Source organism: Burkholderia sp. S171 (assembly GCF_009766085.1).
In the GTDB taxonomy this organism is placed as follows: Bacteria; Pseudomonadota; Gammaproteobacteria; order Burkholderiales; family Burkholderiaceae; genus Caballeronia.
Window position 1 is genome coordinate 183,749 of the sequence record NZ_LMUF01000006.1, and the last position, 21,206, is coordinate 204,954.

Here is a 21,206-nt window from a genome sequence, read left to right on the forward strand (position 1 = left end):
ACTTATTGTGCCGCGCGAATGCGCCGCTTGCTGCAGCCAAGACGTTTCGATCACGGTAGCCAAGCCGTTCGATATATTTGCCGATGCAGTGTGGTGCTTTGGGCGACTTATTGGATCAAAGCGTGAGTATAAAAAGTAGAGACACAGTCAACGTTCAGCTTGCCAATGGCGCTTGAATATATCAGCCCAATTCAAGAAACCGCTGGAACTTCCGTTATCTATAGGTCAATGGTAGGTTCTGACGACATGAAGCCAGAGAACGGGGCTCAATACGATTTCCGGACGCGTTGCACACACATGCTAAAAAATCAAAAGCGATATCTAGACTATTTCGACCAACAAGCTCGAGCGCTCGAAGGCAGTACAGTGCAATGCCCTCATGCAGGCGAACTGCGGGAAGCCATCGCAAATACGGAACTACTCGTTCCGGTCATTGGCTCGTTTAGCGCGGGCAAGAGCAGCCTGATCAACACGTTTATCGGCCGCGAGATGCTTCCGGTCGGCATCAAGCCAGAAACCGAACTCGCGACGGAATTGCGCTATGCCGAAGATGAGCGCATCGAAGCCGTACTGTTGAGCGGAGGCACACTGCGCTTTGACATTGCCGAAATGTCCTCGCTGAAGGCGCGCGCCAACGAATTCTCCCATTTGCGTCTGTGGGCCAGATGCGAGGCACTCGCTCGCATTGCACCACTGGTGCTGGTCGACATGCCTGGCTTCGACTCCACGCTCGCAAACCACAACAAGGCTATCGCGAACTATATCGACAAGGGCGCACACTATCTCGTGGTCGTCAGCGTCGAGACGGGCGGCGTCACACGGTCGATGCAGCGGCAACTTGCCGATATTCAGGAGCTTGATCGTGACTTCTCGCTCTTATTGAGCAAGGCAAACGTGCGCGCGGAGTCAGAGGTTGATGAAGTCGCCGCGAAGATTGAGGAGCAGGCGGAGGACGCATTCGGCACTCATCGCGCGGTGCGAAAGATCGGTCTGGACGGTGCGGCCAAGCTGCAGTCGGCGCTGGACGCGATAGACCCGGAGCAACTCGTCGAAAGCCTGTTTCAAGGCGACGTGAAGCGCACTCATCTCGAGATTACGGAGGCCATCAACGTCGCGCTTGCCGGACTCGAGACCAATGCCACGGACAATTTGCACGCCGTCGAAGAAATGAAGGCGGGTCTTGTAAAGGTCGAACACAAGCGGGAGGATCTGGTCGCGGATATCGAGGCACGCTATTCGTCAAGTGCGGTGCGAAACTGTGTCGACGCAGTTGGCCACGCGCTCGAAGCGGGGGTGCCGGAACTCGTCGCAGCCGGCATGTCGGGAAATCGCGAAACGCTGTCGCGAGCGGTCACTGAAATCGTCCGCGGCTCCTTGATTCGCAAGATCAAGGCCCAGATGAGCGAGATCAGCCAGAAGATCGTCGCTGAATTTGCGCTCGAACTCGACGATCTCAACGCGCTGATGTCCGTCTATACGGCAGACGCAGACTGGGTCGGCAGGGTCACCACGAATACGACTCAACTGTTTGAACAGGCCAATCGCGGTGTTAGTCGTCTGAGCGAATATATGGTCAAGAAGAACGGAACGCAGACTATTTATAAGGTCGCGACGACTATTCTGGCGGTCACGACCAATGTTGTGTTTCCATTGCTCGAATTGGTCATTATCTTCCTGCCTGACTTGTTGCAGCCTTTTTTCGAAGCACGCCGCCGAGAAACGATCGAGGCCAACGTGAGGACCGAGATAATTCCCGGCATCAAGGCTTCTTTGCGCGAAAAATTGCCGGACATTTTTCGCGAACAGGTTGAACTGCTAGTGAGGCAGGTGAGCGGCCAGTTCGAATCCGCTATCGCCGAAAAGAAGGAAGCCCTCGAAAAGCTTGAGCAGGAACGTCGAAACCATCAAGAATCAATCCAGCAACGGGTAGCCGGACTGCGCGATCTGCAGCAGCGTCTGAACACACTCGCCGACGAACAGCTCTATGGTAGCGAGGTGGTGGCGTGACGGCGGGATACGTTCTTGGACTGCGTGCTCGTCTTGATACGCTCGTCAGAAAGAATCACGACCTGCTCGGTGACGAACACGAAAGCCTTGTACGCAAGCATGGTGTCGATCGTGTGGAAGATCTCGCCAGTGCGTTCACCAAGATCGACGACGACGAACGGTTGCTGCAGGTCGGTGTCGTCGGACGGGTCAAGGCCGGTAAGTCGTCGCTGATCAACGCGTTGCTCTTCGGCGGCGAAACGGTGTTGCCGAAGGCTGCGACGCCGATGACAGCGGCGCTGACCCGGCTATCGTGGGGTGAATCGCTCTCGGGGGAAGTGGAGTTTTACTCGTCGGCCGACATTGACAACATTCGCGCAAATGCCGAGCTTTACGCGGGAATGCATGAAACCCTGACAAGCGAACAGTTCAAAACCTTGCGAAAGAGGCGGGACGCTGATCTCGCGTCCACGGAAAGCGACGAGGCATTGATGCAGCGAGCGAGCCGCTTCGCCGAGCGGCAATTGAGCGAGCGCCCGACGTTGAGCGCGGCGAACGATCAGTTCGCGCGCATTAGCCGCGCAGGCATGAGCCTGCGAGGACTCGGCGCAACGCAAACACTTCAGGCGCGCGATCTGACGGATCTACGGAATCAGTTGCAAGACTACGTGAGTGCCGACGGACGCTTCATGCCCTTCACGAAGAGCGTACACATCCGGTTGCCGCTCGAGAACCTGCGCGACATCGCGATCGTCGATACTCCAGGCCTGAACGACCCCGTCGCCTCTCGCGAGGAGCGCACCTGCGAACTGCTGAAGTATTGCGACGTCATTTTCATAGTAAGTCCGGCGGGACAATTCCTTAACGCGGAGGATCTCGACCTGATGGGCCGGGTCACGCATAAAGAAGGCGTGCGGGAGTTGTACTTGCTCGCGAGTCAGGTCGATACGCAGCTCTTCGGCAGCAACTACGCAGGCGGGCGACTCGACGCTGCGCTCAAGACCATCTCCGACGAGCTTGGTACGCAGATGCGGGAAACGCTCCGTGCGTTCCGCGACGCTCACCCCGAGGTTGGGACCACCTTCGACAAGCTGATCGCAAGCGGCGCGGCGAAGCTGCTGCACTCGTCCGGGCTCTCGCACAGCTTGAGCACTCGATTCGAGCGCCGTGACGATTGGGACGACGGCGCGGCCAAGGTGTGGGAAAACCTCTCGGCGTACTTCCCGGATTACTTCCCCGCGGGCAACGTGCCGATTGCGACTTCGAACCTGGACAAGCTCTCCAACATCGGCGCTCTGCATGCGGTCATCGCAGACGTGCGCGGTCAGAAGGAGGTCATCAAGGCTGAGCGTCGCGACGCGTTAGCGGCGGCCAAGGGCGAGGCGCTCGCACACTATCGCAACGATCTGCTGAACTATATCAAGGAGCGCAACCGCCGGATCGGCGACGGTGATATCGGCAAGCTCAATGAGCAGTGTACGAAACTGGAAAAGCGCAGAGTCAGGTTGACCGATGTGCTGGTGGTCGCGTTTCGCGTGGAACTGCACGGGTTCACATCCGAACTGGACCGACAGCTATCCGGAAAGATCAGAGAAACGTTCAATGCACTGAAGAGGACGCTCGAAGACGAGCAAGGCACCTACAACGGTTCGTATCGCACCGAGAACGACGGCGCCATCAGCTATCTGGCACGCAAACTCAGCTTGGGCGGGTACACGAACCAGACATATAGCGAAACAACGGTGATGACGCCGAACGTCAGTAACGGTCTTATTGCGATTTCGGACAGGATTCAGGCGTCGGTTGACCGGATCGTCAAGGAGCATCTGTTTCAGTGGGAAGAAGCCCTACGCAAAACCCTCTTTCGCGTATTGCGTGAAAACGTACCCGAAGAGGAAATCGACGGCTACCTCGAACGCCGGACGATCCACGACCTGGTGGACAACCTCAAGCGCCCCTCGCTCCAACCGAACCTCGAGCTTCCTGCGAACCTTACGGCGCAGGGAAAGCTGCAGGGTAGCGCCGCGGACGACTATATCAATGCTGCGAAGAACTACATCGGTGATCTCGAGCGGCGCTTCGAGAGCGGCATCAAGCGATACATCGACCAGACCGACGAACTTAAACACACCGACGTCGCGGGCCTCTTTCTCTCCGGCTATAGCAAGCAGGTAGAAGCGCTGGAAAACGAAATTCGCAATAAGAAGCTCGTCACTGAACGTCTTGCGCAACTGGCCATCGATCTTGACAAGGTGACGCAATGAAAACGTCAACCACGTTGCTGTCGCCCCAGGTCGCCGGGCTGATTCAGCGCCTCTCGTGCTTCTTCGTCTGGCGACGCCAGCCGCTCGCGCAGCAGATCCATGCGCACCTCGCGCTGGCCGAGAGCCGACATGGGACCCTGGTTGCGCGACACCAGAAAGTGCGGGTCAAGGCCGTCAGTCTTCGACAGCGCCTGCATGTCGAAACAGATCGCACAAACGCTCTCCAATTGACGCTCGCCGATGTTGAGTCGTCCCTCACCGGCGTGCGGGCCTCACTCGATGAAGTATCGGAGCGCTACGATCTGGTGGCCCGCCTACTGGCTGCGAAACCGGTATACGCCACGGGACTCGCGCATTACAGGAAGGTGCTCAACGAAGACTATCTGGCCTTCGCGGGCGCCGAATCGTCGCTGGCAGACGAAGCACAGGCGTACCTGATGCTGCAATCCGTCGAGGCGCAGTTGGAACTGATCGCGAACGAGCCGGACATCTACACGAAAAAAAATATCGCGATTGCGGGCGGCTTCAGCAGCGGTAAGTCGGCGTTCGTCAATAGCTTCATTGAAGCGCCGGAAATCAAACTGGCGGTCGGCATGCGGCCGGTTACGGCGATACCGACTTATGTGCGGCATGCGTCTTCGACTGCAATCAAGGCGCATGCGACAGCGGGGGGCACGATCGAACTGGAGGTCGGACTTTACAAGAAGATTTCCCATGACTTCCTGAAGTCACTCGGCTTCGATTTGAAGAAGATCATGTCATTCATGTCGATTGCCACGCGGATGACGGATGTGCGCTTTGAGAATCTCTGCCTGATCGACACGCCTGGGTTCAACCCGCCTCGCACGGGCGGCTACACGACCGACGACGAGCGCACAGCCTCTACCTTCGCGACGCAAGGCGATGCCCTGATCTGGCTGATCGGCCTCGATTCGACCGGCACGCTGCTGGCGTCCGATCTTGAGTTCATCCATCGTCTGGACCTCGCCGGCAAGGAGTTGTACGTCGTCGCCAACAAGGCCGATCTGCGCAGCACGTCCGACATCGACGACATTCTTGACGACATCGAAAACGTGCTTGAGGGCGAAGGCATTGCATTCGTCGGCGTAAACGCGTACAGCTCGGGCCAGGCGCGCGAACATGCATACCGGCGCGAGTCGTTGCAGGCGTTCTTTGCGCGGCACAACCAGACGGTTAGTGCGGGGTCGAAGCTTTACGATACGATCGACCGCGTATTCGACATGTATCGCAACGCAATCGCACAGGATATTGCCGAGTCGATTCACTCGCAGAAGACGTTCAAGTCGATGAGCCTCGACCTGCAGCAGCATGCGAGCGACGAGTTGATCAACGTACTGAGCGGCAAGTTTGCGGCGTTTGGACATGCGGCACGCGAAATGGAACTGCGCGAGCACCTGAAGGCCGCGCGGCGGGTCAAGGCGCAGCTTAAGGCCGCCGTGCATGCCACGATGTGCGCGTCCGACGTACGAAACTTAGGGCAACCGCACGGCGCCGAGTACTTCGACGACTCGTCGTTCGAAGACATTGATGCGCTCATGGCCAAGCCCGCGGCAAGCAAAGCCGCGAGCGTCGAAGATGCCGCACGCGATGGAGCCCGTGAGTCCGCAGTCGAAAAGGACGTCAACAACGAAATTCCGGAACTCGCGCGCACGAACCGGGCGGATGGGCTCCTTTCGCGGATCCTCGCAAGCCTCTCTCGCCTGGCACGGGAGGCAAGCGAAGCGTCGCAAGGGGTGTCGGACGCCGCCGCAAAATAACAGACAGTGGCGAATCTTAAGGCCGAAACACTCAACCCACGCGCCGCGTGGCCGTTCCCGACGGGCAGCAGACCGTAAGGGGGTGATCGCATGCCAGGAGGCGCTAACTCCAGGTCAGCAGTTAAGAAGGCCACTCCGCTGAACTGCCGCGAGCGAAAGAACGGTCCAGAATTGGCTCATCGACACGGAACGAGCGTAAGCGGCCGGTGATGGCATCTTGAGTCGACGTAGCAGCCTTGGGAGCATGTTGTCCACTTAACGAATAGGTGGACAAGTGAACACTATTGACCAAGATGCACCCTCGACACGGTGCTCGCGTGGGTAGGCCTCGGCAAATACTCCGCACAAAGCGTGACCGTTGCACCTTGGTCCGGGATTCGGTGACTTTGGTCAGACGCCGTCAGGCCAGGGGTCCGATGCCATGAAGACATTGCACACGCCGCAGCGCTCGTACTTATAGCCCTTCTGCGCAGGACGCCCTGGTGCCGCTTTGACCCGTTAGGAGGTCGGGCGAACAACTGCCCGTGGCGTGTCGTTCATACATACCACGGGGCGCGCCGCGTCGTATGGCTTGTCGTAGACATCGAGCACGTTTTCCATCGCCGCCACGAATTCCGCGTTCGCTTTGGGCGGGATAATCCAGCCTATCTTGCGCCGCGGCTTGGCTGGAGTTAATGCTGGATCGGCGCGGCTGGCCCGCAAGTTGAACGAAGCGAACAGTTTCTACCCACCGGCAATACACGGCGCGACGCGAGCATGGCAAAGGCAGCGCGCTCGTCGCTATGCCGATACCCGCGGTTCGACCAAGCGCGTTCGATTGGGGACTGGTCAACGGGCGCCGCAAAGATGGTGAGCACGTTGCAGCGGAGCATGATTCAGGCGGTCAAAAAAGACGTTGAGGCCGACACGTTCCACTGAAAGCCGGGCGTGTAGCAATTTTCGATCGGCGGTGTCTCGCCTCGAACGAACAAGGAGTCACGTTTCGTGGGACCGATTGCTGCACCGAGTGCGCTCGCGACAAGACGATTGACGGTCCGTGTGACTGAGTTCTTTAACCACTTATGGCGTTACGACATATCTTGTGCGCTGGCTTGTAGCGCCTGCGCATTACGGCCTGTTCGCGGACCCGTCCAAAACAGATGCATTCGACGGTGTGCCCCTTCGAGGCCCTTCCAACCTGTCTGGCTTTGAAAGAAGCGGCATAAAGCGCAGAGGAAAATCCTCTGCGCTTTATGCCCTCACCACAGTGATTGAAAATAATCTGAGCCCTATATCACGACACTGAACTGGCTCATCAGCTTAGGCCCGTTCAGATCGATTGATCCATGGTCTTTCATACTCAGCGAGTCATCATGCCATCGAACAACTCGCCCATCGAGCTGCTGGCAGCATTCGCCATCGTTCTTACATTTGGCGCTCTCTCTGCTATCGGGATCGGTAACTACATCAAGCACATTAAATCGGAGGCATCAAGTAATGGACGACAGAGAAGAATTTGATGGCGAAACTTCGTTTTCAACTGCAGCAAACGCGCGACAGTTTCGCACCACTATTTGCTGTCCAAAGTGCGCGTCGGAGCAGATCACCGCGAAGAACCGCGCACGTAAGCTCGCTAGCACCATCGGAACCGTCGCCGGAGCCGCTAGCGCGGCTGCGGCTTGTATGCCCTCAGCCGAAATCGGCGCGACTGTCGGTCTATTGAGTGGCGGTCCGATAGGCGCAGCAATCGGCGGCATCGCTGGCGCAGTCGTGGGCGCCTTGATCGGCGGAGCCGCGGGTTGCATCGCAGGTGCTGCGGTCGGCGAGGTCATTGATGACAACGTTCTCGATAACTTCCATTGTCTCGCCTGCGACTACCTATTCAGCAAACCACGCGGTTGATCGCCCGGTCATCACCACTCTTCATTCTGCAGATTTCACCCGCCTCATTTCTCTCGTTTCAATTGAAGTAAGCGTCTGGAGCGTTTCGCTCGAACGTCTATTCGCTCTCCCGTACTAGCTCACCTTTGCCCAGCTAGCCAGCAGTGCGCACCGATCTCTGCCGACTCCCGTTGGCGGCGTTGTCGCGTCTATACAGCTCATCTTAAAGGATTTTATTTATGGCTCATCTCGTCGAATCAATGGCTTATGTGAATGCCGTGCCTTGGCACGGTATTGGAAACCGTTTAAGCACCAAACAACCCATCGAAGTCTGGGCGCAGCAATCTGGTATCTCGTTCGACATCAAGGAAACACCGGTTCGCTTCATGACGGAAAGCGCCGGCGGCCTCGGCGCCATCAAGAGCTTCCCCGAACAGAAAGTGCTGTATCGCTCGGACACAAACGCGCCCCTGTCGGTCGTCAGCAGCCGCTACCAGGTCGTCCAGCCTCGCGAAATTCTCGAGTTCTACAAAGATCTCACCGAGGTCTCTGGTTTCGAACTAGAAACGGCCGGCATTCTAAAAGGCGGCCGCAAGATCTGGGCGTTGGCGAAGACGAACCAGTCGGCCGTCTTAAAGGGTAACGACCGGGTCAACGGTTATCTGCTTCTAGCCACCGCGTGCGATGGCACGCTTGCGACGACTGCCCAATTCACGAGTGTGCGCGTCGTTTGCAACAACACGCTCGCAGTCGCGCTCTCCAACGCTAGCAGCGCGGTCAAAGTTCCTCACAGCACGAGCTTTGATCCACAAGCGGTCAAGAAGCAGTTGGGAATCTCGATCTCCTCATGGGATTCGTTCATGTACCGCATGAAGACCCTGTCCGAACGTCGCGTGAAGTCGCATGAGGCAATGAACTACATTTTACGCGTATTCACCGATCCGACGACGACGGCTGCGGGCCTCTCCAATGAGCGCGCCATGAAGAAGGTCATGGCGCTCTATGAAGGCGATGGTAAGGGTGCTGAGTTGGCATCGTCCAAGGGAACCGCGTTCGGTTTGTTGAATGCCGTCACCGAGTACGTTGATCACGAGCGGCGTGCGCGGTCAACCGACCATCGATTGGAGTCCGCGTGGTTCGGTCAAGGCGCGACGCTTAAACAGAAGGCACTTGATCAAGCCATGGTGATGGCGAGCTGATCCGTTAAATCTTGTTCCCTACCCGCCCGGCCGCACTCACCTTGCGCCGGGCTTCGTTTTTATAAGGAGCCGAATATGAGCGCTGTTGAAGACGCCGGGCCGCGAAAGGGGCGCCCGGCATTAAAACTAGTCAAAACCAACCAGTTGAACCGGGACGAATGGTTGACGGTTCGCAAACGCGGGATCGGCAGTAGCGACGCCGGAGCCGCGGTGGGAGTCAATCCCTATCAGTCACCGCTCGAACTGTGGATGATCAAAACAGGCCGCGACGGCGGTTTGCCCAAGATCGATCTCAACGACGAGACAAGCCCGATGTACTGGGGGACATTGCTAGAACCGATAGTAGCTGCGCACTACACGAAGCGAACGGGCAATCGCGTCAGACGCATCAACGCCGTTCTACAGCATCCGGACCCGGACAAAGCGTGGATGCTCGCCAACGTCGATCGTGAAGTGATCGGCTCAGGCGACGTCAAGATTCTTGAGTGTAAGACAGCCGGGGAATTCGGCGCTCGGCTATGGCGCGATGGGGTGCCGGAATACGTCGTGTGTCAAGTCCAGCACCAACTGGCGGTGACCGGAAAGTCGGCAGCCGACGTGTGCGTGCTGGTGCGTGGCCAAGAGATTCGGATCTATCGAATCGATCGCGACGACGCGCTGATTGCGCGGCTCATCGAACTCGAGCGGCGTTTCTGGTCTCACGTCGAGATGGATATTCCACCACCTGCGGATGGAAGCGAATCTTCTGATGTCGCGCTACGGGCGCTGTATCCCCAGGACTCGGGGAATACGATTGACTTGACCAGCGACCGTGAATTTTCGTCAACGTTTGCCGATCTGGTGACGGTGCGTGAAGCGATCGACAACAGCGTAAGGCTGGAAGCGCAATTAAAGCAAAAGATCCAGCAGCGTATGGCGGACGCGACGCGCGCAGTCTTTGAGACCGGATCGGTCAGTTGGAAACGCAGTAAGGACGGCAACGGCCTGGACATCGAAAAGCTCCTTCAAGCCCAGCCAGACCTGCTCACCCACTATCCCCTCAACAAACCCGGCAGTCGGCGGTTTCTCGTCAGCGTCTAAGTTCCTTGTAACCAGCACATCTCGACGGCCTCCTTCGAGGGCTTTGCGCTGACCCTGCGCGTCACTGACCGTGCGGGGTCACTGTGCGTCTTTTTAAAATCGGAGTTTCTATGTTCGAAGCAGCCAGGGCTCGCGAGTGGCCCGAGATTTTTGAGTCGGAATCACTCGCTCGGAATTACATAGCGGACGCAGTGGTGATTGGGGCGCGTCCTTGGATTAGGCGGCTCGGCGGTTTGGTTTCGGGCAGCTTCATCATGATTAGCGGCAAAGACGTAAAACCGAAGGTGCCTGCGCTCGATACACCTGTTGCCGAATCGTCAACGTCTACTCGCGTGGAAGCCCAAATAGACGCCATCCAAGCGACCGAAAACCCAACGATCAACGAAACCACATCTCATTCAAAGGAGCAGCAATGATCAAAGGACTTGCTATCACGCCTCCGATTCTCGGGCGTATTTCGATCGGGCGCGTTGTCGAGAAGAACGGCAAGCGCTTGCCGGAGAAAGACGACCAATTCACGGTCACCAGCCAGGTGCAAAACCGCGATGGATGGGTCCTGCATCCACTCGACGAGGAATTGAGAAAAGCGAACACCGGGAAGCTGCGCGCGATCCCGGTCCGGCTGCTGTTCAGCGATCCCGATCTGAGCCTGCGGGCCGAGTATTCGCTGTTCGACCGCGACACCGGTCGTCCAATCTGCGTGGGCAACGGTGAAACCTGCAAACGAGCGGGTGACAACGGCATCGAAAGCCTGCCGTGTCCATCGCCAGACGGCTGCGCGTTCGCCCAGGCGGGTGGCTGCAAGCCGTATGGGCGTCTCAACGTGCTGATCGGCGAGGAAGACGAGACGGGTTCGTTCATCTTCCGGACCACGTCGTACAACTCGATCCGCACACTCTCCGCGCGGCTGCATTACTTCAGTGCAGTGTCGGGTGGGCTGCTCGCGTGTCTGCCACTGGAGCTCAAGCTGCGTGGCAAGAGCACCACGCAAAGCTACCGAACAGCTATCTACTACGCAGATCTTGGTGTGCGTTTCGGCAGTTCGCTGGAGGAAGCCATCGTCCAGGCGCGCGAGCTGGATGCGCGCCGCCGGGAGGCGGGCTTCGATCAGACTGCGCTCGATGCGGCGGCGCGGGCCGGTTTCGCTAACGGTGCGTTTGAGGAGAGCGCCGAAGAAAGCGCTGCAGTGGCCAAGGAGTTCTATCCGGGCGCATCGGATAAGCGCGACGGCGAAGGCGGCGAGCGTGGCGAAGGCTTTCATCAAACTGGGCCAAACGCACCGGCTGTCCCAGCGAGGTCCGGCAAGAGGACTGCGGCGCGCAAAGCCGGCGGCAGGGGCGGCAGCCAGCACAGTAGCAAGCCGAGCCTGCTTGACAAGCTCAACGGTAAAGCGGCGTCGCTTTCGGGGAACGCAGCATGAACGCCGCCGCTCACCCCACCGACATCCCCTGCTTTATCTGCCGGGATGGCCGGAGCTTACCGCTGTACGGGGCTCATGACCCTGAACTGCCAGCGGGACTGTATCTGGGTCTCTTTCACGGACGCGATGCGCCCGATGCCGATATGGACGATTGGGGCTTTGCAGGCCCGGTCATCGGTCCGCTCGAATACGCGCACACCACCTACGCGTCGGAGGTCAAGCTGTGCTTCATCGACGGCCAACGCGCAGCGCTGTACTTCGCGGATACGGGCGACATCACCGACATGACGACGGGGAAATGCACGCCATGCCCGGAGGCCGTACTGAGCATTGTGCAGGATCTGATTGCCTTCGATGAGCGGTATTTCGGCGACTGGACGGTCTTTTACCACAAGGAGGAAATGCAGGAAGCGCAGCAGGCGCAGGAGCCGCCGGAAACGCGTGAACCACGATCTGGCAGCGCAAACACAACCAGGGAGGAAAATCGAGAATGGAGTTGATCAACCGTGTCCAGCGTCGCGCTCCGCCCGCCGGATGCGCGCTCTGGCTGGCGTTCGCCTCGACTGCGACAGCGCTGTGCATCTCAGTGCTCGCGGGCTGGCAGCGCGGCGGCTGGTTCTCCGAGCGCGTTGCGTGGGTCGCCATCGGCGCCGTGCTGGTGGTCAGCGCCCACGTGTTGCCCGCGCTCTGTCGCACGGCTCCCATGATGGTGCGTGTCGTCGGGGGCGGACTTTGGGTCGTCTGCATGGCGGTGACGTGCTACGGCCACGCGACTTTCTTCCTGCTCGCGCAAGAACACACCGGGGCCAGGCGCGTAGCAGCATTGCCAGTTGTGGTCGTGCCCGCGGCGCCGGTGATCTCGCCGCCGGTTCCATCGGCTGCGCGCGGTCTGCCCATCATTGCAGCAGAACGCGCCGACGTGATAGCGGCTCTCTCTCGCGCGAATATGCGGCGTTGCATCCGTGACTGTCCTGCATTACGCGTCACCCGAGTGTCGCTTGCCGCGAAACTCGATGCGTTGGATGTGGAGGCCAACGAAGCGAAACGGCGGCAGGCAGCCGAAGACCGCCAGCGCGATGAAACGGAACGTGCGACGGCGACGCGTGACGCCTTGCGTGACTCGGTACGTGACGATCCGGTCACGAGTCGTCTGGCGACTTCGCTCGGTGTCACGGCCGCGCGCGTAGACCTCGCATCGGGACTCGTCTTCGCAGGTGTACTCGAATGCGTCGCGTGCCTGTTCTGGTTTCTGGCGTTGGGGCTGCCCGACTCGACACGTGAGCCGACACCGGCACATGACCCAGTAAAGGAAACGAGTCGTGACGCCTCGTCAGTCAGGCCGGAAGTCACCTGCGCTGACTCGCTGGCAATCAGCGCAGTCACGCCCGGTTCGTCGCCGGTCACAGCGAGTCACGCGGGCGTCATGCCCTCGCATCCAGCGGTCACGCCCGCAGGCACCGCGACCGCAGGTCAACCAGCGACCGAACTGGTGAAACTCGCGCAAGCCGTCCAGGCAAGACAGGTGCGCGCGACGGTCGCTGATATTCGCCGCCATCTTCGCTGCTCCCAGGCCAGGGCAGTTGCACTGCGCAGGCAGCTCGCCGAGCGCAACGTAACGGCATAACCGCCGGGCCTCGTGCCCGGCTTTCTTTCTCCAACCTTCAACCACCTTAATGCCATACCGGCCGGAGGCCCATGGACACCACCACCGATCTTGTAAAGAGCATCAGCATCGCCAACCTCGCCAACCAGCGCGCCGCCGTGGTCGAACGCGTCCGCTCAGCCCTCGACCTGCTCGCCGAAGCAGAACAGCTCGCACGCGCCGTGCACTCGGTTTTCCACGGCTCGTGATCGACAACAGCTACTCGCGGCGCGGAACACCGGTCGTCACCGGTGAATACGCGAACCGCGCCGATGCCGAGAAAGCCATCCTGCACACCATCGATACGCACGGCTGGAGCTTCCTGCTGTCCGAATCGGGATTGCGCACCTTCATGGACGCCCGCGCATGCGAGCAGTGGAACAAGCAGATTGCCGAGGCGATGTGCCGGAGCTGACAGCCGCCAACATCGAGGCCACGTTCGTACAGCTCTACGGCGCGCGTGGCGACATGTTTGAGCGCGGCGTGATCGCCTGCTTCCGCCGGCTGTCGTGGGATTACAAAACCAACCAACCGCTCAAATTCGGCAAGCGGATCATCGTGCGGTATCTGTTCGATCACGGCTCGCCCAATCACCGCGTCACCGATGAGCTGGACGACCTGATCCGCGTGTTCTGCGTGCTCGACGGCAAGCCCGAACCCGATCATCGGCACGGCGCCTACTGCCTGGTTTCGGACGCCCGGCAGGAACGGCGCACCGAAGCCGAAAACGACTACCTGCGGTTGCGCTGGTGCAAAAACGGCAACGGCCACCTGACATTCAGGCGGCCCGATTTGGTCGACCAGATGAACCTGATCCTCGCGAAGCATCACCCCAACGCGCTCGCCTCCAACGCGCGGTAGTTTCCTGCCTCATCCACGCCGTTCACGACGCGTCCTGCGTCCGGCTGTTCTTCCCTTCCGTCTTTCCCTCTCGTTTAGCGAGTCCCGTATCCGACGGTGTCGGACGCATGTGCTCGCGTTTCATCCGGAGAAATTCATGTCCGCAATCACGCTGATCTGCCGCAAAACGCCGCCCTCGAGCACGCTGAAGCTGCTTGGTGTCATCGCTGGCGTCGCCGTCGCCAGTTTGGCCGTTGCCGTCTGCTACGAGCAGTACCGCAAAAGGCGGGCTGCCCATGCACTAGCCGCGATGCCAGTCGCAGGAATCATCCTGCCGTATCTCGACGCGAACAGTCAGGCGCTCCTTGCCAGCCTGAGCAAGCGGGTGCCACCTGCTACGAGAACGCCCTCTGCTGGCGCGCGGCACCCCCACTCCAACGATCTACCCGACCTGAGCCGGTGAATTTTCACCGGCTCTTTCATTTATCGCGACCTCGTATCCGTCACGACCGGAGGTCCTTGCTCGCCCTTTATCTGGAGATATTCATCATGCATCAGCTCACAAGACTCAAGCCGCTGTTCCATCCCGGGCGGCTGCTCGTCGCCCCTGCGGCACACGCTGCGCTACGCGCGAACGGCATTCCGGTCATCAGCGTCCTGCTGCGCCACATTGCAGGCGACTGGGGCGACTTATCTGACGAGGACCGCCAGCAGAACGACCTGTCGATCGCTGCCGGCCTGCGCCTGCTGTCCCTCTATCGTCTGCCCGACGGTGCCAGGGTTCTGGTTGTCACCGAATGGGATCGCTCGCGCACCACGATCCAGCTCGTCGACGAGAACCGGCTCAAGCCGGCGGTCCCGCACACCCCGCAGCCTGCCCGGAGCTGGCATCCGGCCCAACTGCAACCTACCCAGCTCTGGAGCACACACGCATGAGCACTTGCACGAAGGATGGGCCGCGCTTCCCGATCGGCAAGCCGATCATCACCCCAGCCGCACAGGCAGCGCTGGAGGCGGCCGGCATACCGGGCGTCCTGTTACTAGCCCGCCATCTACACGGCGACTGGGGCGATCTGTCGAAGGAAGACCAGCTTCAGAACGATCTGGCGCTGCTGCTGGGCATGCGCCTGCTGTCGAGCTACGCGCTGCTGGATGGAGGAAAGGTCTCGATTATCACCGAGGCGGATCGCTCGGTGACGACGATCCTCTTACCCGATGGCTATTGATTGGAGGAAAGTCAGCGTCTGGCCAGCCTTCCGGCCAGGCGCTCAACAATCTCGATGACCATGGCCCGGTCGTTACCGTTCAGCTTCGCTAGCAATTGCCCAAGGTACTTCGCCTGGTCACTGGTTCGGCCACTGGCTCCGGTCAGCAGGTCTGCCGCCTCGCACTCGAAGATGTCGGCCAACTCCACCAAGCGGGCCAAGGTCGGCATGACGAGGCCCCGCTCCATGCGCGACACCGCCTCGTTCCCAATCCCTAACTGCTCCGCGACCTGCTCCTGAGTCAGGCCGCTCGCCACGCGGTGCCTCGCAATGACCCGTCCTACCACCTCAGCCAGTCGCTCAATGTCCGTATCCGGCATGCGCTCTCCATTTTCGACCTGAATGGTTGAGCATCGCCTTCAGCATATGAAGGACTTTTGAGGTTGACTGTCAACTTTTAAGGATGATTGCCGTTATTACCAAAGATGCGCCGGCTTTTTGTTCGCGACAGATTCAATCGTTTTGCCGTAAAGGAACTCTTAGCTTCACCATCTCAAAGGAAAAAACATGGATTCATGGCATTACGAAAAAAATGGCCAACGCCACGGTCCGGTGTCCGACGCCGATATCTCCGCATTGGTGAACAACCGCGCGATCGACGCCCGGACGCTCGTCTGGCAGCAGGGGTTTCCGGATTGGACGCCGCTGTCAAAAACCAACTTGGCTGCCCACCTGAACAATGCCAGCGCGCCACCGGCACTCCCTGGAAGCAAGATCAACAATGGCATCGTGTGGACGCTTGCCTTCGGCCCCCTGCTCGGCTTGGTATTACAAGGGGTGCTAGCCGCGATGTTTTCAGACAGTGGCAGCGACTTTAGCGACTTAGATTGGGGACACTTTTGGTATGCCACGGTGATCCTCAACGTTGGCCTGAGCATCTTCGACGTGCGCCAGTTGAAGAAGGCTGGAGTGGACACGATTCAGATCAATCGATTCGCCTTTCTTGTCCCCGTCTATCTGTGGAAGCGATGCAAGGCGCTTCAGCAGAGCCCAGCCTACTTCTGGGTATGGATCGCAACCTTTGTACTCAGTTGTTTTGCCGATTAACTTCCGAACGGTACCCAACAAAAGGGGCCGTTCGGATAACTCACTTCCTTGAAAGGAACATATAAAAATGAAGAACCAGCGCCATACGGGGATTGCATGGCTCGTGCTGTGCATAACTTTCTCAGCAATGCTGAGCGCGTGCGGAAATCGAGTGCTCGACTATCGGAATGCACAGATCAACAATGGCAAAATCTATGCGGGAGATTCGGATACTCCTTTTTCTGGGAAGCTTTCCAACATCCTATCCGGAGCCATCCTGGATAGGCAGCAAGGCTATTCCAAGTCTGTAGAATTCTCCTACATGGCAAGTCCCGTCTGTGATGTGCATGTCAAGGATGGGGTGCTCGACGGTGATGCCAAATGCAAGGCGATTAATACCGATACCGTCGTCATGGAAATGACCTTCAGGCATGGGACGTTAGACGGCGACTTCGTTGTCTACGACAAGACGGGGGAGAATCATCTTGTCGAAGCCGCCTTCAAGAAAGGTATGCCAGATGGCAAAGTGAAAACGTACAGCCCTACGACATACAAGCTCGTACATCTGACCCGCTGGGACAATGGAACGCGATCTGGCGATGACGAGACGTACGATCCCAATACGGGCGGATTGATTTTCAATGCACCGTATACGGACGGGAAGCTTGACGGCGAAGTGCGGAAATACTCGCCTGATGGCAAGCAACTGATCCATCGCAACACTTATGTAGACGGAATCGAACAAGGCCCGGAAGATGCCTACGATGCTGCGACGGGGAAGCACTTAGGCCATGCCGAATGGGACGTCGGCAAGCCCAATGGCGATTACACTCAGTGGGATCTACAGGGGAACGTGGTCAAGCACATCACCTACGATCACGGAACCGATGTCGAAGTCGAAAAGAAGCAGGTCATCGAGAAACAGCAGGCCGAAGAGGCACAGCAGGCTCTGAGTGACCCTAGCATTTCCGGTTGTATCAACCAACTGAGCCAAGCGTACCTTACGGAACAGGGCAATACCGCTTATGTTCCAGTAGAGAAGACTCTTGCATTTCGCGACCAATGCCGTAACTCTGCCACTGCTCCACAAGCTGCGGACTGAGTGCGCCCGAAAACGGCTGCGTTATCCACTTCAATCGTCATGATCAGTGACAGCGCGGCAACTAGGCGCTGTGGCTGGATTAACAAAGCGGATGGCGCGGTCCTTCACCGCGACGGCACGTATATTCAGCCTCCGAGGGAAGCCCGAGCCCGAGGCTATAAAAACATGCCTAAAGTTGTATCAACTTCTTCCTATTGTGGTTGCTTGACTGTTGAGACCAACAAGGAAGCCATGCAAGTTACCAAAATACTTGGAGGGAATTTTCTTACAAGGTCAACCTGTGAACCCGAAGGGAGCCTGCGATAAACGAGTATCTCCCGATCGGGGGGCGCGATCGATGCCAGATGCACCACCGGTGCATCTGGCACACCAATGTAGATATATTTTTTTCGGATCTGCGCCTTTCGAGCGTCGCTAACCGACCCGTTTCGGTCCTTCAATTTTCCGCGAAACAGTCATTCAAGTTGTGTCAGATTCGGCTATCCGGCGCGGATCTCTCGCTGAGCCTGGAACGTTCCGTTGGGCTGGTGAAAGATGATCTTAGCTACGGTCCCACCTTCATCGCGAACAAACTCCAAGCGGTAGCCTTTCAGCTCGCGAATCGCAAAGACGCGATCACGATAAGGATCAAGACGATAAGTCGGCTGGTCGGTAGGCGAGAGCGTGAGGCCACCGTCAGCGTCGATCGCGACCACGTGCACAGTCGCGCCTCCGCGGTAAGTGCCGACGCAGGTTTGGCGAAATGCTGCGTCGAGTGTCTCGCCCGAGGCGCTGCGGTGAAACACAATATCCGTGACATTGGGCTCGAGTGGGGCCAAGAGGCGATCGATTCGCCCCTCGCGGTCATAGAGGAACGTCACGGCAAGACCGTCCGGCCACAACGTTTCCGGTTGCTCGTCGAGCTCGAACGCGTCGTAGTGACGATGAATTAACGCGCCCGACATGCCGCGATAGCGAAACGCGAGCGCGTCTCCCGCCGCTTCGACCGTCACGCGGCCGTAGGCGGGATCGACATAGTCCCCGACGTATTCGCCCAAAGTTCGGCTCGGCGCATCGGTCCGCCGCGATGCGCACTTTGCTGCGACATCGGCCGGACGTTGCGCCACATGGGCGCGCCGGGACTCGCGGAAACGATCAAACCAGGGAATCGCATCCTTACCTATTAGATGGTCGAGGATTGCGTTCCTTACGATTTCGGTGACCGGAGAGCAGTTGCGGTTGATGAGCACCGTGACGCCGAAGCGCCGCTCGGGCACAAGCGACATCAACGTGCCCCAGCCGATCCAGCCGCCGGAATGGCTGACAACCCGCTCGCCGCGATAGTGGTGGGTCGCGAGGCCAAGCCCGTAATGGCTCTCGCCCATTTCGGCGAAGGGCGACTTGCCGGTATAGACGCGCGGCTTGTAGAGCGCCTTCAGCCGCGCTGAGGAAACGAGCCGTGCGTCATTGACCTTGCCGTCGGTGAGATATAGTTGCATGTATCGCGCCATATCAGACGCGGCAATATTGATACCACCGGCTGGCGTATCGGCGATTGGCCAAAGTCGCGCACGTCGGCGCACGAATTCGCCGGCCTTCTCTTGATCATGCACGATATAAGGACGCGCGCTGTCGGGAGCGCGCTCCAGGTCTATGTCAGAAAATCCGATATTGACCATTCCGAGCGGCTTCATGATCCGTTCCAGCGTGAAATCCTCCCATGTCTGACCAGAGATCCGCTCGGCGACCATCCCAGCCGCGACATAACCGAGATTGCAATATTGATAGGTGGTGCGAATGTCTTTGCTCGGCTCGAGATAGCGCAGCGCTGCGAGCATCTCAGCGCGCGAAATGTCGGCCGGCATCCAGATCCAGTCGTGACGCGGCAATCCGGTGTGGTGAGAAAGCAGATCGATGATAGTGACGCGCTCCGTCGCGACCGCGTCATGCAGGCGAAACTCAGGCAGATAGTCGCGCACCGGCCTGTTCCAATCTAACCGCCCCTCGTCGACCAGCATCGCCAGACCCAGCGCCGTAAAGGACTTGGTGACCGAGCAAAGAATGAACTGAGTATCTCCTGTGACGGGTAGACCTGCCTCCACGTCGCGCAATCCATAAGCCTTCACCCAATCTTCCGCGCCGTCACGCGTGACCGCCAGCGCCAGGCCGGGGACCTGCCATTCCTCCATTACTTCGCGGACGAGGGTGTCGAGATGTTCGGGCACGGTGTTCGTCATGCGAAAGGCTCCTTTTTTGACCTGACTGCGGTGAAAAGATGATCCGATGCGCGTCACATCTTACGGCGCACGAGGAGAGACCCAAGTGATGCTGCCGATTGTCAACGGGCTATGTTCCTATGTCGAACATCGCCTACTGGCCGACTCTCGCCGGTCCGCGATCGGCGGCACGCGACCCGGAGCCGCCCTTCAATCTCGCGGAAACCGGACATTCAGCGCCTGACGAAAGGGAGCGGACATTTGCTTATCGGGCGCGCCCCTGGATAAACGTCGTCAACTTCATAGGTATCCTGGCTGAACCTTGCCCGGACTCGCCAGGCGAGCGTCGGTTGGGGCAGACCAACCGCCCGTTTTCTGCAGGACCCCATACATCACCACGAGGGGGAGAGCGCCTTTCAGGATGACAAGGGTGCACCAATCGAGCATTGTTGCCGGGACCTGCGCATGAGGCAGGGGACCCGTGAAGAACAGTGATTGCAGCGTCGCACAGACGTTCATCATCGAATGCGCACCGATCGCAAGCTCAAGGCGCTGGTCGCGCAAGCTCAAGGCAGAAAAGCCGAGCGAACAAACCACCATCAGCATCTTCTCTCGCAAGTCATATTGCGTATGGTAAGCCGCAAATAGCACGGCAACCAACGCAACGACAGTAATCGTGGAGCGTATATAGTGCCTGAGGGTCTGGGTCAGCCAAGCCCGGAAAAACAGTTCCTCTGCGAATGCGAGGAATGGGATGACGATTAGCATACCTATTGATGGGATAATCTCGGCATTGTGATGCGGCCATTCGAAGTGACGAAATGGAACCAGCCAGGCGCCAGCTCGCATCGAAAAGAAAAGCGACATAGCCATGAGACCGAGCGCGTTCGCGGGTAGATATAACGCAGCACCCAGCAAACAACGTCGGATATGGAACGTCACGTCTGTAGAGATCAAAGACCGAAACGGACGCCGCAGGAATTTTTTGCATGCGAGCCAAAATCCGAAAATGGAGGCAGCGGCCTCCGCCAATTCCAATACGACAATCCGGTCCGCGTCCGGGATATGGAAAAACGGATGTTTGAAAAAAGTTGGCGAAACCGCGACGATCAAGCTAGTCATGACAAACAGGATGCTGAGGAACTTGACTAGCAGGATAGTCAAAGCAACCCTTCGCCAGTCGGTTCGCCCCATTTTGGCAAGATCGATAAAGGCACGCGAGAAATTGTTTTCTGGTTTCATGAACACAGTTCAAGTGAAACAACGCCTGCTTTATTCGTCGAATACTTTGAGAAAAAGTTCGTGTCCTGCGGCGAACAGCCAGGCCGATAATTTTGACTGATCGTCCAATGTGGTCGCCTGATTGCCGCTTTCAGTTTCGACGTCGGTCGATTGTCTTCGATTTGGCCATCGCTGTCGAACGGCCGTTGTTGGCCCGCACTCAGCCAGATGATGGCCGTTGCGGGCCGATCCGCAGCCGCTATTGGAGCCAACGCTACATCTATGGCCGCTTCAAAGGTCCGTTGATGATTCGCAAGTCGGCTGCGCG

General features: G+C 58.5%; 18 protein-coding genes and 2 pseudogenes. 16 read left to right on the plus strand and 4 right to left on the minus strand.

Annotation, left to right across the window (positions count from 1 at the left end; genetic code table 11):
• Positions 1-366: 366 nt before the first annotated feature.
• From GSQ93_RS02450 to GSQ93_RS02460, 3 genes are read left to right on the plus strand one after another with little or no spacing between them, the layout of a single operon-like run.
• Positions 367-2,007, plus strand: coding sequence for a dynamin family protein (locus tag GSQ93_RS02450; RefSeq protein ID WP_158934085.1), 1,641 nt, complete (start codon positions 367-369; stop codon positions 2,005-2,007).
• Positions 2,004-4,250: a dynamin family protein gene (locus tag GSQ93_RS02455; RefSeq protein ID WP_158934086.1), complete on the plus strand. Its 2,247-nt coding sequence runs from the start codon at positions 2,004-2,006 to the stop codon at positions 4,248-4,250. Before GSQ93_RS02450 ends, GSQ93_RS02455 begins: the two co-directional genes overlap by 4 nt.
• Complete coding sequence (locus GSQ93_RS02460; RefSeq protein ID WP_158934087.1) at positions 4,247-6,028, plus strand: dynamin family protein; 1,782 nt, start codon at positions 4,247-4,249, stop codon at positions 6,026-6,028. The genes GSQ93_RS02455 and GSQ93_RS02460 overlap by 4 nt, the downstream gene beginning before the upstream one ends.
• Positions 6,029-6,362: 334 nt before the next feature.
• Here the strand turns inward: GSQ93_RS02460 and GSQ93_RS37920 are convergent.
• Positions 6,363-6,691 (minus strand): annotated as a pseudogene (locus tag GSQ93_RS37920) (IS630 family transposase); the annotation flags it as partial.
• 999 nt (positions 6,692-7,690) lie between these two features.
• On the opposite strand from GSQ93_RS37920, the gene GSQ93_RS02465 reads away from it, so the two are divergent.
• From GSQ93_RS02465 to GSQ93_RS02515, 11 genes and pseudogenes are all read left to right on the plus strand, one after another.
• Positions 7,691-7,909 carry a hypothetical protein gene (locus tag GSQ93_RS02465; protein ID WP_254073718.1) on the plus strand — a complete coding sequence of 73 codons (219 nt, stop codon included), beginning with the start codon at positions 7,691-7,693 and terminating at the stop codon, positions 7,907-7,909.
• Between the two features lie 218 nt (positions 7,910-8,127).
• Positions 8,128-9,087, plus strand: a complete 960-nt coding sequence (locus tag GSQ93_RS02470) for a DUF932 domain-containing protein (protein WP_158934088.1) — start codon at positions 8,128-8,130, stop codon at positions 9,085-9,087.
• Positions 9,088-9,162: 75 nt separating this feature from the next.
• On the plus strand, positions 9,163-10,167 hold the full coding sequence (locus tag GSQ93_RS02475) for a YqaJ viral recombinase family protein (RefSeq protein WP_158934089.1): 1,005 nt from the start codon (positions 9,163-9,165) through the stop codon (positions 10,165-10,167).
• Positions 10,168-10,277: 110 nt separating this feature from the next.
• Positions 10,278-10,583, plus strand: a complete 306-nt coding sequence (locus tag GSQ93_RS02480) for a hypothetical protein (protein WP_158934090.1) — start codon at positions 10,278-10,280, stop codon at positions 10,581-10,583.
• Positions 10,580-11,587, plus strand: a complete 1,008-nt coding sequence (locus GSQ93_RS02485) for a phage capsid protein (RefSeq protein ID WP_158934091.1) — start codon at positions 10,580-10,582, stop codon at positions 11,585-11,587. Before GSQ93_RS02480 ends, GSQ93_RS02485 begins: the two co-directional genes overlap by 4 nt.
• Complete coding sequence (locus GSQ93_RS02490) at positions 11,584-12,087, plus strand: hypothetical protein (RefSeq protein ID WP_216857570.1); 504 nt, start codon at positions 11,584-11,586, stop codon at positions 12,085-12,087. Before GSQ93_RS02485 ends, GSQ93_RS02490 begins: the two co-directional genes overlap by 4 nt.
• The gene (locus GSQ93_RS02495; protein ID WP_158934092.1) at positions 12,078-13,211 is read left to right on the plus strand and encodes a hypothetical protein; all 1,134 of its coding nucleotides are present in this window, start codon (positions 12,078-12,080) and stop codon (positions 13,209-13,211) included. The genes GSQ93_RS02490 and GSQ93_RS02495 overlap by 10 nt, the downstream gene beginning before the upstream one ends.
• 71 nt (positions 13,212-13,282) lie before the next feature.
• Positions 13,283-14,090 (plus strand): annotated as a pseudogene (locus GSQ93_RS02500) (DUF4942 domain-containing protein).
• Between the two features lie 136 nt (positions 14,091-14,226).
• On the plus strand, positions 14,227-14,532 hold the full coding sequence (locus tag GSQ93_RS02505) for a hypothetical protein (RefSeq protein ID WP_158934093.1): 306 nt from the start codon (positions 14,227-14,229) through the stop codon (positions 14,530-14,532).
• A gap of 56 nt (positions 14,533-14,588) precedes the next feature.
• Positions 14,589-15,005 carry a hypothetical protein gene (locus GSQ93_RS02510; protein ID WP_254073719.1) on the plus strand — a complete coding sequence of 139 codons (417 nt, stop codon included), beginning with the start codon at positions 14,589-14,591 and terminating at the stop codon, positions 15,003-15,005.
• Entirely contained in the window at positions 15,002-15,295 is a 294-nt protein-coding gene (locus GSQ93_RS02515; protein WP_158934094.1) for a hypothetical protein, read from the plus strand. Before GSQ93_RS02510 ends, GSQ93_RS02515 begins: the two co-directional genes overlap by 4 nt.
• An 11-nt stretch (positions 15,296-15,306) precedes the next feature.
• Here GSQ93_RS02515 and GSQ93_RS02520 read toward each other — a convergent pair whose 3' ends face one another.
• On the minus strand, positions 15,307-15,654 hold the full coding sequence (locus tag GSQ93_RS02520) for a helix-turn-helix domain-containing protein (RefSeq protein WP_158934095.1): 348 nt from the start codon (positions 15,652-15,654) through the stop codon (positions 15,307-15,309).
• Positions 15,655-15,841: 187 nt separating this feature from the next.
• Between GSQ93_RS02520 and GSQ93_RS02525 the strand changes: the two genes are divergently transcribed.
• Positions 15,842-16,381 carry a DUF4339 domain-containing protein gene (locus GSQ93_RS02525; protein ID WP_158934096.1) on the plus strand — a complete coding sequence of 180 codons (540 nt, stop codon included), beginning with the start codon at positions 15,842-15,844 and terminating at the stop codon, positions 16,379-16,381.
• A 67-nt stretch (positions 16,382-16,448) separates the two neighbouring features.
• Positions 16,449-17,462, plus strand: coding sequence for a toxin-antitoxin system YwqK family antitoxin (locus GSQ93_RS02530; protein WP_158934097.1), 1,014 nt, complete (start codon positions 16,449-16,451; stop codon positions 17,460-17,462).
• Between the two features lie 479 nt (positions 17,463-17,941).
• On the opposite strand, the gene GSQ93_RS02535 is transcribed toward GSQ93_RS02530, so the two are convergent.
• Both GSQ93_RS02535 and GSQ93_RS02540 read right to left on the minus strand, forming a co-directional pair.
• Positions 17,942-19,678, minus strand: coding sequence for a serine hydrolase (locus GSQ93_RS02535; RefSeq protein WP_158934098.1), 1,737 nt, complete (start codon positions 19,676-19,678; stop codon positions 17,942-17,944).
• Positions 19,679-19,957: 279 nt separating this feature from the next.
• Positions 19,958-20,899 (minus strand): CPBP family intramembrane glutamic endopeptidase, encoded by a 942-nt coding sequence (locus tag GSQ93_RS02540; RefSeq protein ID WP_158934099.1) that lies wholly within the window; start codon positions 20,897-20,899, stop codon positions 19,958-19,960.
• Positions 20,900-21,206: the final 307 nt, after the last annotated feature.